The organism is Streptomyces sp. NPDC111656 (assembly GCF_055656965.1).
The window spans coordinates 113345-128482 of the sequence record NZ_JBVKCA010000011.1 but is presented as its reverse complement, the minus strand read 5'-3'; the positions used below and the strand labels follow the sequence as shown (position 1 = coordinate 128482).

Here is a 15138-nt window from a genome sequence, read left to right as displayed (position 1 = left end):
CCGCCGGGTCACCTGGCGGGCGGACCGACGAAAGAGAGCGATTCATGCGCCGAACTGTCCTCAGCACCCTGGCACTCGCGTGTACCGCCGTGCTGGCGAGCACGGTGCCCGCCTTCGCCAGTGGGGCGAGCCCGGTCCCGACGGTCCGTCCGACCGCCACCGCCGCCCCGTCCCAGGCGCCGGCCCACAGCGCCACCCCGAGTGCCGCCCCGAGCGCGGTGCCGACCACCCGTCCGGCCTCCGGCACCCCGTCCCCGGTTCCGAGCGTCGGCACGCCCACCCGGGCGCCGTCCCCGGCACAGGTCGCCGTCGTGCCGAAGGGAGCGCCCGACACCGGTGTGACGCCGACGGCGTCGAAGTCCGGCGGCCAGGGCGGCCTGATCGGCGGGGGTGCCGCCGCGGCGTTCGTCATGGGTGGCGCGGCGGTCTTCGTCGTACGTCGCCGGCGGGCGACCGGGGAATGACCTCGCTCTCCAGGCGCGCGTTCGTCACCGCGGCGACGGCCTCGCTGCTCGTGAGCTGCGGCGGACACGGGACCGACTCGAGCGCACCCGAACACCCCGGGAGCACGCCGGGGCCCTCGCGGACCTCCGCGAAGGCCGCGCACGGCCTCGGGCGTTCGGTCCCGGTCGGGTTGCGGATCCCGGCCATCGGGGTCGACACCCCGGTCATGCAGCTGGGGCTGGCCGCGGACGGCAGCGTCCAGGTGCCCCCGATCACGGCGCACGACCGGGCGGGCTGGTACCGGAACTCGCCGACGCCGGGTCAGACCGGTCCGTCGGTGATCCTCGGCCACGTCACGGTCGGTTCCTACGGGGACGGGGTCTTCCGCCGTCTCGCGCAGGTGCGGAAGGGCGACCGGATCGTGGCGCGCCTGGAGAACGGCAGGACGGCGGAGTTCACGGTCGACGCCGTACGGACGGTCGCCAAGGCCGACTTCCCGTCGGACGAGGTGTACGGGGACGTGGACCGTCCCGAGCTACGGCTCATCACGTGCGGAGGGGCCCGTACCGGTACGGGCTACCTCGACAACGTGATCGTCTTCGCCGCGCTGAGCTCGGCGACGCCCTGACCCGCCGAGACCGATCCCGGGCCGAGGGAACGCACGCCGTCGGCCCGGGCTCTTTCCCACGAGTGCCCGCACGACGTCACGACCATGGAGAGCTTTGAAACGGTCCCGCGAGAAGGCCGCGTCCGAGCTGTTCGCCGCCCTCTATCCGCGCCTCGCCGGCTGGTGCCGCCGTCTCGTCGACGACGACGAGACGGCCCACGAGATCGCCTCGGAGGCGTTCACCCGGCTCTGGGCCCGCTGGACCTCCGTGGCGGAGCCCCGGGGCTTCCTCTATGTCACCGCGGCCAACCTCGTCCGGGACCACTGGCGCAAGCTGGAGCGCGAACGCAGAGCCGTGCACCGTGCCACCGCCGAGGCCGCCGTCCGCCCGCACACCGAACAGTCCGACCCGTCCGTACGCCTGCTCGTGCAGTCGCTGCCGGAACGACTGCGCGTCCCGATCCTCCTGCACTACTACGCTGACATGCCGATCCGGGAGGTGTCCGTGCTGACCGGACGCAAGGAAGGAACCATCAAGGCCGACCTCCACGCGGCCCGCGAACTGCTCCGCGCCCACCTGAGGAGAAGCCTTGATCACACACTCTGACGAGGGTCCGGACTTCGAACCCGACGATCCGCTCGCCGTCATCCTGCGACCCGCCTCCGACTACCTCGGCCCACCCCCCGGCCACTACGAGGCGATCCGCCGCGGCGCGGCCCGCCGCCGGCTGCTGCGTACCGCGGTCGGGGTCGGGTCGGTGTGCGCCGTCGCCGCCCTCGTCGCGCTGCCGATCGGCCTGTCGACGTCCCGGGCACCCGCGTCCCCGACGGTCCCGCTCGCCCCGCCCTCCGAGGGCCGTCCTTCGTCCGTGCCCCCCAGCCCGTCGGCGTCCGCCGCGCCCGCCGACCCCAGCCGCACCCTGGAGAGTCGAACGGCCATTCCCACCCCGGGGAGCCGGACGGGAAGTCCCACCCAGGCGGCCCGGACGACCGGCCGCGCCACGACCCGGCCGGCCGTCCCCACACCGGCACCGTCGTCGACGCCGTCGCCGACACCGACCACGCCCGTCGCCCAGCCGTCGATCGCGCCGAGCGGCTCTGCCCGCCGTTGACCGGACGACCCTCACTCCGTTGACTAGTCAATGGAGTGTCGATACAGGGTGTTAATTTGGGGAAATGGCTCTGCGCAACGCGGTGATGGCCGCGCTTTTGGAGGGCGAGGCGTCCGGATACGACCTCGCGAAGGGGTTCGAGGCCTCGGTCGCCAACTTCTGGATGGCCACCCCTCAGCAGATCTACCGCGAGCTGGAACGCATGGAGGGCGAAGGGCTCGTCTCCGCCCGCGTCGTGCAGCAGGAACGTCGGCCCAACAAGCGGCTCTTCTCGCTCACCGAGGCCGGACTCGACGCGATGCGCGCCTACACGGCCGAAGTTCCCAGCAAGCCCACGGCGATCCGGGACGAGCTGATGGTCAAGGTGAGTTGCGTCGACATCGGAGACGCCGAAGCCGTACGGGCCGGGGTCGTCGAGCGTGTGGAGCGGGCCGGCGTCAAACTGGCCCGCTACCGGCGCGCGCAGGAACGTATGCTGGCCGGCCGCAGCGAGGAGGAGTACCTCGTCACCGTCGAACGCGTGGGCCCCTATCTCACCCTGCTCGGCGGCATGGCCCTGGAGCAGGCGAACCTCCAGTGGGGCGAGACGGTCCTGAGGAGGCTCGACCAGCGGGCCGAGGCCCTCGGCGCGACGGCTCGCGGCTGACGCTCCACGTACCCCGTGCCCGTCCTGGGCGGGATCAGCGGCCCGGGTCGTAGGCGAGTTGCTTGACCAGGCGCAGGGTCAGGGCGGTTTCGACGGCCTGGACGCCGTCGAGGGCGCCGATCTTCTGGCTCAGATACGTGTACAGCTCCCCGCTGTTGCGGTGGACGGTCGAGGCGACGATGCCGGCCTGACCGGTGATCGCCGCGGCGAAACGCACCTCGGGATGCGCGGCGAGCGCCCGTCCGACGTCGGCGAGCGCGGCCGGGGCCACGGTGAGCCACAGCATGGCCTCCACCTCGTGACCGAGGGGTTCCTGGTCGAACTGGACGTCGAAGTACAGCACCCCGGTGGCCCGCATACGCTCCAGACGCCGCTTGACCACGGACTCCGACTGGCCGGTGGCCGCCTGGAGTTCGGTGAGCGTGGCGCGCCCGTCCCGGACGAGCACGGCCAGCAGCGACTCGTCGGCCGCCTCCAGCGTGAGGGGGTCGGTGACCGCCTCGACCGGCGGTGGGCGCAGGGCCGCCTGCTGGTCGGGGGCGAGCCCGTTGGCCTTGTTGAGCCAGTCCAGCCGTCCGCCGTAGAACGAGTGCAGCACGCAGTGGGCGCTGACGGAGACGACACGGGGGGTGCGCTGCAACCGGTCGAAGAGCAGTTCGTCCCGGGCCTGCCGGCTGCGCGGCTTCATCGCGCACATCACCTCGGTGCCGCCGGAGATCAGCGAGACGTACGAGGTGTCGGGGCGCCGGGCGAGCGCGCCCGCCAGCTGTTCGGCCACGTCGGGGGTGCAGCGCAGCCGGACGATCCAGTTGGTGCGGCCGAGCCGGCTCTCGTCGATCACACCGAGCACCCGCAGCCGTGCCGTGCTGCGCAACCGCCGCAGGCGCCGGGCGACGGTCTGGTCGGAGACCCCGAGCACCTCCGCGATCCGGGTGAGCGGCGCCCGTCCGTCGATCTGGAGGCACTGGAGCAGTCTCAGGTCGAGTGCGTCGAGTGCGCGGGACGGCATCGGCTCCGCCTCCTCTCGCTCCATGCGGACTCCCGAAGTCAATGATCGAGCACGACGGCGAGGCCCGGGACCAGTGTGGTCCCAGGCCTCGTACGGGCGCCCGTTCCGTCCCCACGAAAGGGCGCCTCCAGGGCCTGTCCGGCGGATCACGCCGCAGACGCGCCCTGGCGCCGGGGTCAGCCGCGCTGCCCCAGCCGGGGCTCCGCCGCCCCGGTCTCCCGCGGTGCCGCCGGGGCGGCGCCGGATCCGGCCACCGGCCTGGTGGCCGGCTGCCGCGGGCTGCGCAGCAGGACGGCACCGACCGCCGCGGCGACCAGGGTCAGTGCCGCGGCGATGATCAGGCACAGGTGGAGGCCGTCGAGGAAGGCCTCGGACAGGGCGCCCAGGGCACGGCCCCGGTCGGCGCCCAGGTTCATGCCCGCGACCGCGCCCAGGCCGTTCGCGTCCACCACGGAGGTGACGCTCCGTACCGTCGCCGCCGGCAGACCCACGTCGGTGAGGTGGCCCGGCAGGGTGTGCACGGCCTTGGTGGACAGCACGGCGCCGAGGACGGCCGGGCCGAGCGCGCCGCCGACCTGCCGGAACGCGCTGTTCCCGGCGGCCGCCATACCGGCTTGGCGCAGCGGTACGGAGGCGACGGCCGCGGCCGTCATCGGCGTGATGACGAAGCCGAGGCCGAGGCCCAGCAGGGCCAGTCGCCAGGCCAGCGAACCGAACGACGTACCGGCGTCGAGGGACGTCAGTGACAGCAGCGAGGCCGCCGTCACCAGCAGTCCGCCGGTGATCAGGACGCGGGGCGACACCTTGTGCATCAGCCGCCCGGCCGGTGCCCCGACGAGGATGCACATCAGCGTGACCATCAGCATCCGGGCCGCCGCCTCCAGGGTGCTGAGCTGCTGCACCATGCCGAAGTAGAGGCTGAGGGCGAAGAAGAAGCCGATCAGGCCCAGGAAGCTGATCATGGCGACGAGCGTCGTGGCGGTGAAGGCGGGGCTGCGGAAGAGCGTCAGGTCCAGCATCGGGCTGTCACTGCGCCGCTCCACCAGGACGAACGCGACGGCCGCGACCGCCGCCGCCACCAGGGCCACGATCACCTTCCCCTCGGTGAAGGAGCCGGCGCCGCCCTCGATGACGCCGTAGACCAGCGCGGTGATCGCCACCGCGGCGGTGATCTGGCCGGGCCAGTCCAGACGTCGTGAGCCGGGGGCGCGCGAGTCGGTCACCAGCCGGGCCGCGAAGGCCATCGCGAGGAGCGAGGCGGGAACGGGCAGCAGGTATATCCAGCGCCAGGAGAAGTGCTCCAGGATCAGTCCCGCGATCACCGGGCCGACGGCCAGCGCCGCCATCAGGGCCGTGGCCCACAGCCCGACGAACTTGCCGCGCTCGCGGTGGTCGGGCACGGCGTGGCTGATCAGTGCCAGCGTCGTGGGCAGCAGCGCGGCGGCGCCCAGACCGGCGAAGGCCTGGCCCACCCACAGGACCTCGATCGACCGCGCGCACAGCGCGATCGCCGCCCCCACCGCGCTGAACGCGAGACCCGCCTGGAAGACCTTCTTGCGGCCGTGGACCTCGCCGAAGACACCTGCGGTCAGGATCAGCGCGGCCATGGGCAGCACGAACGCGTCCGAGACCCACGACAGTTGGGCGGTCGACGTGTTCAGCGCCCGCTGGATGGCCGGCAGGCTCACCGAGACGGTGGTCACCGGCAGATACGCGACGAACACGCCCACACAGGCCATGACGAGCGTGGCCGCCCGCCGTTCCCGCGGCTCGTGCGCCGTTGTCGTGACGTTCACGGAACTCCCTCTCCCCCTGCGGCGCACCGCACCGCGATCGCTTGATACGGCGCTCACCTTCGGGGCCGCCTGCGGGCCGGGGCCAGCCACGGCGGGGGAAAACCTGGATATTCGACATTCCGGACCCGGTTTCCCGGGATTTCCGCGATCGCTGTCAGGAGGTGTGAGGCCGCCGACCTGGCTACCCGCGCGGCGGATAGGTTCGCGGGTATGACGACGACATCGCAAGAAGCCTTCCTGCGGGCCTTCCACGCCGAGCGGCCGACGGTGACGACGGACGCGTTCGCCGGTGGCCGCGCCGCGGACGGCCGGTCCAGCTACGAGATCGTGCGCGACCGGGTCGCCGGACACGGGCGGGTACTGGATCTCGGTTGCGGCGACGGCCTGTTGCTCGAACTGCTCGCCCGGACCGAGGGACGCCGGCTGGCCGGGGTGGACCTCTCGCCGGAAGCCCTGGCGCTGGCGCGTCTGCGGCCGCTGCCCGCCGGGACGACGCTGTCGGAGAGCCGGGCCCAGCACCTTCCCTTCGCCGACGACACCTTCGACGCCTGTGTCTCCCACATGGCGCTGATGCTGATGGGCGAGGTGGAACAGGTGGCCGCGGAAGTGGCCCGGGTGCTGCGCCCCGGAGGCATGCTGGCCTGCGTGATCGGCGGCGGAGCCGTGGGCGGTGAGGCGTACGAGCTGTTCGTCGGGCTGTTGCGGTCCGCGGTCGAGACGGCTCCCGCCGGGCAGCGCATCCCCGCTCTCGGGGACCGGAGGACCCGCAGCCGTGCGGGGCTCGACAGCGTCCTCACGCCGGCGGGATTCGCGCCGGTCGACTGGGAGACCGTCCCCATCGACCTGAGCGGACCGGTCGAGCAGGTGTGGGACGCCCTGGCGGGTGTCTATGACGTCGGCCCGCTCGACGCGGCCACCGTGGAGTCCCTGCGCGCGGCCTTCCTCACCGGGGCGAAGAAGCTCACGGCGCCGAACGGGGTCGTCCCGTGCGGGATGAACGTGCATCTCGTGACGACGAATCTGACGACGAATCTGACGACAAATCTGACGGCGAATCCGAAGACCGATTCGCGAGCACAGGGCGACCGGGAGCCCGTTCCCCGGCACTGACCCGGATCGACCGCCGTTGTGCGCAAAAAACTGTTATCGCGGAGGGCGGCCCTCCGTCTCCTGTGTGTCAGGGCCCGACGAACGGCTGTGATCCGTGACATGGCGCGCGGACAGGCTCGCCGGGGTGGGGGATCCTGCACTCCCGCCCGTGTGTGCCAAGTGGCACGGGTGGTCACCGTGGCATCGGAGGGACGTACGTGGACGGGCGGCAGTGGCGCTCCATCATCGGGGCCGCGCAGGCCGGCGACCGGCGCGCCCTCGACGAACTCGTCGCGGGCTGGCTCCCGCTCGTCTACAACATCGTCGGCCGCGCCCTGAACGGTCACGCGGACGTCGACGACGTCGTGCAGGAGACCATGCTGCGCGCCGTCGACAACCTCGGCTCGCTGCGCGACCCGGACAGCTTCCGGTCCTGGCTGGTCGCCATCACGATGCGGCAGATACGGGAGCGCTCGCGCCGCCGGACGGCCGAGCCGCTGGCCGACGGCGCCGGTGAACAGGCCGCCGACTTCGCCGAACTGACCGTGCTGCGGCTCCAGTTGGAGGGGCAGCGGCGAGAGGTCGCGGAGGCGGTGCGCTGGCTCGACGACGAGGACCGCCAGTTGCTTTCGTTGTGGTGGCTGGAGGTCGCGGGCGAACTCACCCGGCGCGAGCTGGCGGCGGCGGTGGGGATCAGCAGGCAGCACGCGGCGGTGCGGGTGCAGCGGATGAAGCAACGGCTGGAGATCGCGCGGGACATCGTGCGGGCGCTCGACGGCCACCACCCGGGCGCGGGCAACTCCCCCTGCGCGGACCTGCGGTTGGTGACCGCCCGCTGGGACGGGCGGCCCGACTCGGTGTGGCGCAAGCGGCTGGCCCGGCACATCCGGGGCTGCGCGTACTGTTCGGGCGCCCGCGAGGCCGTCGTACCGGCCGAGCGCCTCCTCGTCGGGATCGCTCTCGTCCCACTGCCGGTCGGCTTCACGCTGTCGCTCGCGCTCGGCGGCAAGACGGCGGTCGCCGCCACCTCCGTCGGCTGGTCCGCCAAGGTCCTCGGCCTGCTCACCAAGCCCGCCGTCGCCGTCACGGCCGGCGCCACCCTCGCGGCGGGCGGCCTGTACGTCGTCACCCGGGCGCCCGACGACCCGCCCCCGGCCCTCGCCGCGCCCACGGCGGCGAGCACCGCACGCCCACCGTCGGGACGTACGGGAGAGTCGTCCGCCTCCGCGACCCCCTCACCGTCCCCCTCGGCCTCCCCGTCAGCGTCGCCCTCGCCCTCGCCCTCGCCCTCGAAGACCCGTGTCCAGCTGTACGGCACCGTCGTCGACGCCGTCGACAGCGCACCCGCCGCGAGCGCGCTCCCGGCGGCGCTGCCCCGGCGCTCCGAGAAGGGCGTCACCGCCACCGGGGCGCCCGCCACCGGCCTCACCCACCGTGGGGAGACGGTCACCTTCAGCGGGCAGGGCTACTTCCGGGTCCGCTGGCAGGTCCTGCCCCAGCAACGCACCGGCGCCCTGCTCATGCCGACCTGGACCGGGCTGAGCGGCAGGCTCTTCCACGTCGCCTCGGGCGGCGGCCACCGCATGGACGACGTGCAGTCGGGCTCGACGGACGGCACGACCTGGATGGGCGGCCCGTCCGTGGGCTACGCCGTCCTGCCCTCCGCCACCCAACAGATGTGGCAGAACGAGTACTTCTGGATCGACGGCACCGTCACCCTCCACCAGAACGAGGGCCCCGCCGACTACAACCTCTTCGTCCAGACCTCGACCTGGGACAAGGTGACCGAGGACGTCCGCACCGGTCCCGCCCAGGGCGTGATCCGCTACGGCCTCGTCCGCGACAACGGCGAGGACACCGCCCCGGTGCCGCAGTACCTGACCCGCTCGACCCCCGCCGACCCGGCGACGGTGAGCAGGCGCTCGCAGGTCACCTCCTGACCGGGCCGCCCGCGTTTCCCCCTCAGGCCTTGCGCAGCGCGCACAGCGCGTCGATGCGGTTCGTGGTGATCGAATCCACTCCCATGTCCAGTAGCCGGCGCATGGAACGGCGGGTGTCGGGAGTCCAGACGGAGAGCAGCCGGCCGCCCCGGTGGACGTGGGCCGTGAGGGCGCGGTCGACCAGGCTGAAGCGGTAGTTGAGCCAGCGCGGCCGTACGGCTTCGAGGACGGCCGGGCGCGGTGGTGCGAGGCTCGTCCAGGTCAGCGCGATCTCGGCGGCGGGGTCGGCGGCGCGCACCGCCAGCATGGCCGGGGCGCCCGCGCAGTAGTACACCCGGTCCTGGGCCCCGCACGCATGGATGACCTCGACGATCCGGCGTACGGCCGCGCCGTCGGGCTCTCCCGGCAGATCGACCATGATCCGGCTGTCCTTGGTCGCCTTGAGGGCCTCCGTGAGCGTAGGCACCCCGCCGCCCGTGAGCCCGCGCACCTCGTCCGAGGAGAGCGAACTGAGCGGCCGCTCCAGCTCCCACAGCCGTTTCAGTGTCTCGTCGTGCAGCAGCACGGGCACCTTGTCGCGGGTCAGCCGTACGTCGATCTCGACCGCGTCCGCGCCCAGTTGGAGCGCGGAACGCAGCGAGTCGATGGTGTTCTCGCGGACGCGATAGGGGTCGCCGCGGTGGGCCACGGCAGTCACGGTGCGCATGGGCCCATTGTGCTGGTCGCTCAGGGCGTGAGCCACGCCGAGGCGTAGGTGTCGATCTCCTCGGCGAGGCGTGTCTTGCCTGCCGGGTCGAGGAAGGACGCCTCCACCGCGTTCTTGGCGAGCCCGGCGAGGCCGAGTTCGTCGAGGTCGAGGAGACGGGCGGCGACCGCGTACTCGTTGTTGAGGTCGGTGCCGAACATCGGCGGGTCGTCGGAGTTGATCGTGACGAGGACCCCGGCCCGGGTGAACTCCCTTATGGGGTGCTCGTCGAGGGTGCGGACCGCGCGGGTGGCGATGTTGGAGGTCGGGCAGACCTCCAGCGCGATGCGGTTTTCGGCGAGGTGGGCGAGCAGCTTCGGGTCCTGCGCGGAGCTGGTGCCGTGCCCGATGCGCTCGGCGCTCAGCTCGTTCAGCGCGTCCCAGACGGTCTCCGGCCCGGTCGTCTCACCCGCGTGCGGCACCGAGTGCAGTCCGGCCGCGATCGCCTGGTCGAAGTACGGCTTGAACTGCGGCCGCGGTACGCCGATTTCGGGCCCGCCGAGTCCGAAGGAGACCAGACCCTCCGGCCGCAGCCGGTCGTCGGTCGCGAGCCGCAGGGTCTCCTCGGCCGCCTCGAGCCCCGCCTCGCCGGGAATGTCGAAGCACCAGCGCAGGACGACCCCGAACTCGGCCTCCGCCGCCTTGCGGGCGTCCTCGATGGCGTCCATGAAGGCGCGCTCGTCGATGCCGCGGCGGGTGGAGGACCACGGGGTGATGGTCAGCTCGGCGTAACGGACCTGCTGCCGGGCCATGTCCCGGGCGACCTCGTACGTCAGCAGCCGTACGTCCTCGGGGGTGCGGATCAGGTCGACGACGGACAGGTACACCTGGATGAAGTGGGCGAAATCGGTGAACGTGAAGTAGTCCGCGAGGGCCTCGGGGTCCGTGGGCACCTGGGAGTCGGGGTGGCGGGCGGCGAGGGTGGAGACGATGCGGGGGGAGGCGGATCCGACGTGGTGCACGTGCAGTTCGGCCTTGGGCAGTCCGGCGATGAAGGCGTGCAGGTCGCGGATGCCCTCGCGGGTGCTGAGCTGGTCGGTCAAGGATTCCTCCCCGGAACGGCGCCCCCGGACCGTGGTCGGGCGACGCGGGTGATCGGCTGATCGGTGATTCGGGGATCATCGTAGGCCGCCGCTCACGGGGTGAAGCCCCGGGCCGTAGCATGACGGCAGGTACGACAGAGGAGGGGACCTCACGCATGTCCGACGACGCGCAGGCGCCACAGGACGCCGCCGCGACCCCGTGGGCATCCCCGGACCAGCCGGCTCCGCCGCCGACGCAGATCGACGTGCCGTTGGCCGTCGGTTCCGAGGACGCGATACCCGGCGGGCACCCCCAGCCGGGTTCCCCGCCCGGCGGCGCCCCGGACAACGCCGCCGGACCGCGACCCGAGCCGAACCCCTGGGCCCCGCCCACGGACCAGGCACCCTCCCACGCGCCCGGTGCCCCCACACCCCCCTCGGTGCACAACCAGCCGACGGTCGTCGCCCTCCCCGGAACGGGCACCCCCGGCCACCCCCAGCCCCACCCCCAGTCCCCGCCCCAGTCCTGGGACAACCCCTTCGCGTCTCCCGCCGCCGCACCCTCGCCGCACCCCCGGCCCGCCTCCGGAGAGCCGGTTCCCCCGCCGCCCATCGCTCCCGAGGGCCCCGGCCAGGTCCCGTACGGCTACGGATACGGCTACCCGGCCTACCCCACGCCGGGCCCCGGCTACCCGGGCGCCCCCGGCTACGGCTGGCCGATGATGCCCCCGGCGCCGAGCAACGGCATGGGCACCGCCGGGCTGGTGCTCGGCATCATCTCGGCCGTCGTGTTCTGTCTGTGGCCGATCGCGATCATCCTGGGGATCCTCGCGGTGATCTTCGGCGTGCTGGGGCGACGCAGGGCGCGCCGCGGCGAGGCGAACAACCCCGGTCAGGCGCTGGCCGGGATCATCTGCGGAGCGGTCGGCATCGCGCTCGGCATCGCGATGATCGTGGTCTTCTTCTTCCTCCCGGACGACGGCGGCGACAGCGACCCGTTCAGCGGAGACGACGGCTACTCCACTTCACTCGTCGTGCCGCGGCACTAGATCCCGACCGCTCCCGCGCCTGAACTACCTGAACCAGTCGTCCCCCAGGAGCCGTTCCCGCGCTTCCATCAAGGCGAATCCCAGCAGGTTCGGCCCCCGCCATCGCTCGGGATCCGCCGCCCGCTCGTCGTCCGCCGCGAGTCCTATGCCCCAGACCCGGTCCATGGGGCTGGCCTCGACCAGCACCCGCGTGCCCGTGCCCAGCAGGAACGCGCGCAGCTCGGGATGGGCGGCGAACTTGTGCACGCTGCCCTCGACGACGATCCCGAAGCGCTCGCGCTCCCAGGTCGCCTCGTCGAAGCCGCGCACGAGCCGTCCCACCTTCTTGGCGAGCGCGGGGCTGGACGCCTCGATCGCGCGCCGCCGCGCTTCCGCGTCACCGAAGAGCCGTGCCTTGCCCGCCATCATCCAGTGCTCGGCCGTCGCGTAAGTGACACCGTCCACCACGAACGGTGACGGCCACCACTGGCTCAGGCAGCTCGCACTCACCTGGCCGTCCGGTCGCGGGCGGTGCCCCCAGAAGTGCAGGTACTTGACCCTCGCCCCCGAGCGGACCGCGCTGACCAGCGCTTCCCAAGAATCGATCTTCGCCATGCACGCCACTGTGGCACGCACCACTGACATTCCGTCCCGCCTTTTCCATGGGGACTCGACACCTGGTCGACAGATTCCGTCGCGTAACCAAAAGGCAACAACGGAATCACTTGTTGGAGTCCCTTAGCTCTGTCAGGATCGGCACTCAAATCGGGCTGGAGCTACGCCCGCCCCTGCGGCAGCGGGGAGAACGGCGGAGGAGAGCGACATGCACAATCCGGGCCATCGCTTCCAGGCGCAGGACCGCTTCGCGGACGGCGCGCAGTACATCGCGGGCCGGCTGACCAAGGGCACCTCGGGCCGTACGCACGCGGTCGTCGACCCCGCCACCGGCGAGGAGGTCTACACGTACGAGCTGGCGAGCACCGTCGACGTGGACGCGGCCGTCGCCGCCGCCCGTGAGGCGTTCCCCGGCTGGGCGGGCGCCACCCCCGGCGAGCGCTCCGACGCCCTGCACCGCTTCGCCGCCGTACTCGCCGACCGCGCCGAGGAGTTCGCCCGGGCGGAGTCGCTCCAGTGCGGAAAGCCCCTCAAGCTGACCCGCGAGTTCGACGTGCCCGGCACCATCGACAACATCGCCTTCTTCGCGGGCGCGGCCCGGCATCTGCAAGGGCAGTCCGCGGGCGAGTACTCCGGCGACCACACCTCGTACGTACGCCGTGAGCCCATCGGCGTCGTCGGCTCCATCGCGCCCTGGAACTACCCCCTCCAGATGGCCGCCTGGAAGATCCTCCCGGCGATCGCCGCGGGCAACACGATCGTGCTGAAGCCCGCCGAGCTGACCCCGCTGACCTCGCTCCTGTTCGCCGAGGCCGCCACCGCGGCGGGCATCCCGGACGGCGTGATCAACATCGTGACCGGGGCCGGCCGGGACGCCGGCGAGCACCTCGTCGGCCACCCCGACGTGGCGATGACCTCCTTCACCGGGTCCACCGCGGTCGGCAAGCGCGTCGCCGAGATCGCCACCTCGACCGTCAAGCGGCTCCATCTGGAGCTGGGCGGCAAGGCCCCCTTCGTGGTCTTCGACGACGCGGACCTGGACGCCGCAGTGAACGGCGCGGTCGCGGGCTCGCTCATCAACAGCGGACAGGACTGCACGGCCGCCACGCGCGCGTACGTACAAAGGCCCCTCTACGAAGAGTTCGTGTCCAGGACGGCCGCCCTGATGGCGAGCGTCCGCCTCGGCGACCCGTTCGCGTCCGGCACCGACCTCGGCCCGCTGATCTCGCACGCCCAGCGCGACCGCGTGGCCGGATTCGTCGACCGGGCCCGCGGCTACGCGCGCGTGGTGACCGGCGGAGAGATCCCCGAAGAGCTCAAGGAGGGCGCCTACTACCGGCCCACGCTCGTCGCCGACGCTCCTCAGGACAGCGAGATCGTGCAGTCCGAGATCTTCGGTCCCGTCCTGGTGGTGCTCCCCTTCGACAGCGACGACGAGGGAATCCGGCTCGCCAACGACACTCCGTACGGTCTCGCCGCCTCCGCGTGGAGCCGGGACGTGTACCGGGCCAACCGCGCGACCCGCGAGATCAAGGCGGGCTGCGTGTGGGTCAACGACCACATTCCGATCATCAGCGAGATGCCGCACGGCGGCTACAAGGCGTCCGGCTTCGGCAAGGACATGTCGGCGTACTCGTTCGAGGAGTACACCCAGATCAAGCACGTCATGTTCGACAACACCGCAGTCGCCAGGAAGGACTGGCACCGCACGATCTTCGGGGACCGGCCCTAGTCGATCCGGAGTCGGCCCCGCGTCGGCTTCCGACTATCGCCGAGTGGCAGACCAGGCCGCCAGACCACGGCCGCGACCCTTCCGAAAGGGCATCACGAGCATGGAGCAGTACGAGCCCGACCGCCTCTCCCCGGCCCAAGTGGCCGCCATGCGGCGCAGTTTCAGGAATGGCAGGGCCGCGCTCAGCCGCCGCTCGCTGCTGCGCGCCTCCGCGGGCGGCGCGCTCGCCGTCGGCGGGCTCGGCGCGCTGAGCGCCTGCGGGATCCCGGCCGCGGGCAAGACCCAGGGCGGCGTCTCCGCCGAGGACCACTCGGCCAAGGAGAAGACGATCAACTTCTCCAACTGGACCGAGTACATGGACGTCGACGACAGCGGGAAGCACCACCCGACGCTCGACGCGTTCACCAAGCGCACCGGCGTCTCGGTCAAGTACACCGAGGACATCAACGACAACGTCGAGTTCTTCGGCAAGATCAAGCCGCAGCTTGCCGCGGGCCAGGACACCGGGCGCGACCTGATCGTGGTCACCGACTGGCTGGCCGCCCGGCTGATCCGCTTCGGCTGGGTGCAGAAGCTCAACGCCTCCAACCTGCCGCACGCGTACGCCAACCTGTCCGCCCAGTTCCGCAGCCCCGACTGGGACCCGGGACGCGCCTACTCCTACCCCTGGCAGGGCATCTCGACCGTCATCGCCTTCAACAAGAAGGCGTTGAACGGCATCGAGGTGAAGTCGGTCTCCGACCTGCTCGACAATCCCAAGCTCAAGGGGCGCGTCGGCTTCCTCTCGGAGATGCGCGACAGCATGGGCATGACGCTGCTCGACATGGGCAAGGACCCCGAGAAGTTCACCGACGACGACTTCGACGCGGCGATCGCCCGCCTCCAGAAGGCCGTCGACAAGGGCCAGATACGCCGCTTCACCGGCAACGACTACACGTCCGACCTCACCAAGGGCGACCTCGCGGCCTGTGTCGCCTGGGCGGGCGACGTCGTCCAGCTCAAGGCGGACAGCCCGGACGTGGACTTCATCATCCCGGACAGCGGCTATCTGACGTCCACGGACAACATGCTGGTCCCCAACAAGGCCCGTCACAAGACGAACGCCGAACGGCTCATGGACTACTACTACGAGCCCGGTCCGGCCGCACAGCTCGCCGCGTACATCAACTACGTCTGTCCCGTCGACGGGGTCAAGGACGAGCTTGCGAAGATCGACAAGTCGGCGGCGGACAACCCGCTGATCATCCCCGACAAGGCCATGGCCGCGAAGTCCCACGCCTTCCGCTCCCTGACGCAGAAGGAAGAGACGGCCTACGAAGAGAAGTTCGCCAAGCTCACCGGGGCGTGACGCCT

At 71.8% G+C, this 15138-nt stretch carries 14 protein-coding genes and 1 pseudogene; 10 read left to right on the top strand and 5 right to left on the bottom strand.

From position 1 onward, the window contains the following. The first annotated feature begins 44 nt into the window (after window positions 1–44). The 5 genes from ACZ7M3_RS29745 (at window position 45) to ACZ7M3_RS29725 (ending at window position 2809) form a co-directional block, all read left to right on the top strand. A complete protein-coding gene (locus tag ACZ7M3_RS29745; RefSeq protein WP_351304429.1) occupies window positions 45–464 on the top strand; it encodes a sortase-dependent protein in 420 nt (139 codons plus the stop codon). Then, window positions 461–1072 carry a class F sortase gene (locus tag ACZ7M3_RS29740; RefSeq protein WP_472067055.1) on the top strand — a complete coding sequence of 204 codons (612 nt, stop codon included), beginning with the start codon at window positions 461–463 and terminating at the stop codon, window positions 1070–1072. Before ACZ7M3_RS29745 ends, ACZ7M3_RS29740 begins: the two co-directional genes overlap by 4 nt. A gap of 94 nt (window positions 1073–1166) precedes the next feature. Further along, window positions 1167–1658, top strand: a complete 492-nt coding sequence (locus ACZ7M3_RS29735; protein ID WP_054235333.1) for an RNA polymerase sigma factor — start codon at window positions 1167–1169, stop codon at window positions 1656–1658. Further along, on the top strand, window positions 1642–2163 hold the full coding sequence (locus ACZ7M3_RS29730; RefSeq protein ID WP_472067053.1) for a hypothetical protein: 522 nt from the start codon (window positions 1642–1644) through the stop codon (window positions 2161–2163). Before ACZ7M3_RS29735 ends, ACZ7M3_RS29730 begins: the two co-directional genes overlap by 17 nt. A gap of 64 nt (window positions 2164–2227) precedes the next feature. Next, entirely contained in the window at window positions 2228–2809 is a 582-nt protein-coding gene (locus ACZ7M3_RS29725) for a PadR family transcriptional regulator (RefSeq protein WP_054235331.1), read from the top strand. A gap of 34 nt (window positions 2810–2843) precedes the next feature. Here the strand turns inward: ACZ7M3_RS29725 and ACZ7M3_RS29720 are convergent, their stop codons facing one another. Both ACZ7M3_RS29720 and ACZ7M3_RS29715 read right to left on the bottom strand, forming a co-directional pair. After that, on the bottom strand, window positions 2844–3842 hold the full coding sequence (locus tag ACZ7M3_RS29720; protein ID WP_472067051.1) for an Lrp/AsnC family transcriptional regulator: 999 nt from the start codon (window positions 3840–3842) through the stop codon (window positions 2844–2846). 152 nt (window positions 3843–3994) lie between these two features. Further along, a complete protein-coding gene (locus tag ACZ7M3_RS29715; protein ID WP_472067049.1) occupies window positions 3995–5614 on the bottom strand; it encodes an MFS transporter in 1620 nt (539 codons plus the stop codon). A 210-nt stretch (window positions 5615–5824) separates the two neighbouring features. Between ACZ7M3_RS29715 and ACZ7M3_RS29710 the strand changes: the two genes are divergently transcribed. Then, window positions 5825–6724, top strand: a complete 900-nt coding sequence (locus ACZ7M3_RS29710; RefSeq protein ID WP_472067047.1) for a class I SAM-dependent methyltransferase — start codon at window positions 5825–5827, stop codon at window positions 6722–6724. Between the two features lie 197 nt (window positions 6725–6921). Next, entirely contained in the window at window positions 6922–8643 is a 1722-nt protein-coding gene (locus tag ACZ7M3_RS29705) for an RNA polymerase sigma factor (protein ID WP_472067045.1), read from the top strand. 22 nt (window positions 8644–8665) lie between these two features. Here the strand turns inward: ACZ7M3_RS29705 and ACZ7M3_RS29700 are convergent, their stop codons facing one another. Beyond that, the gene (locus ACZ7M3_RS29700; protein WP_472067043.1) at window positions 8666–9349 is read right to left on the bottom strand and encodes a glycerophosphodiester phosphodiesterase; all 684 of its coding nucleotides are present in this window, start codon (window positions 9347–9349) and stop codon (window positions 8666–8668) included. Between the two features lie 20 nt (window positions 9350–9369). Beyond that, a pseudogene (locus tag ACZ7M3_RS29695) lies at window positions 9370–10499 on the bottom strand (adenosine deaminase). An 87-nt stretch (window positions 10500–10586) separates the two neighbouring features. On the opposite strand from ACZ7M3_RS29695, the gene ACZ7M3_RS29690 reads away from it, so the two are divergent. Next, the gene (locus ACZ7M3_RS29690; protein WP_472067041.1) at window positions 10587–11459 is read left to right on the top strand and encodes a DUF4190 domain-containing protein; all 873 of its coding nucleotides are present in this window, start codon (window positions 10587–10589) and stop codon (window positions 11457–11459) included. A 24-nt stretch (window positions 11460–11483) separates the two neighbouring features. On the opposite strand, the gene ACZ7M3_RS29685 is transcribed toward ACZ7M3_RS29690, so the two are convergent. Continuing rightward, window positions 11484–12083 (bottom strand): NADAR family protein, encoded by a 600-nt coding sequence (locus ACZ7M3_RS29685; RefSeq protein ID WP_472067039.1) that lies wholly within the window; start codon window positions 12081–12083, stop codon window positions 11484–11486. 178 nt (window positions 12084–12261) lie between these two features. On the opposite strand from ACZ7M3_RS29685, the gene ACZ7M3_RS29680 reads away from it, so the two are divergent. Both ACZ7M3_RS29680 and ACZ7M3_RS29675 read left to right on the top strand, forming a co-directional pair. Then, window positions 12262–13785, top strand: coding sequence for a gamma-aminobutyraldehyde dehydrogenase (locus ACZ7M3_RS29680; RefSeq protein ID WP_450432300.1), 1524 nt, complete (start codon window positions 12262–12264; stop codon window positions 13783–13785). A gap of 100 nt (window positions 13786–13885) precedes the next feature. Next, window positions 13886–15133: a polyamine ABC transporter substrate-binding protein gene (locus tag ACZ7M3_RS29675; protein ID WP_452977304.1), complete on the top strand. Its 1248-nt coding sequence runs from the start codon at window positions 13886–13888 to the stop codon at window positions 15131–15133. The last annotated feature ends 5 nt before the right edge of the window (window positions 15134–15138 follow it).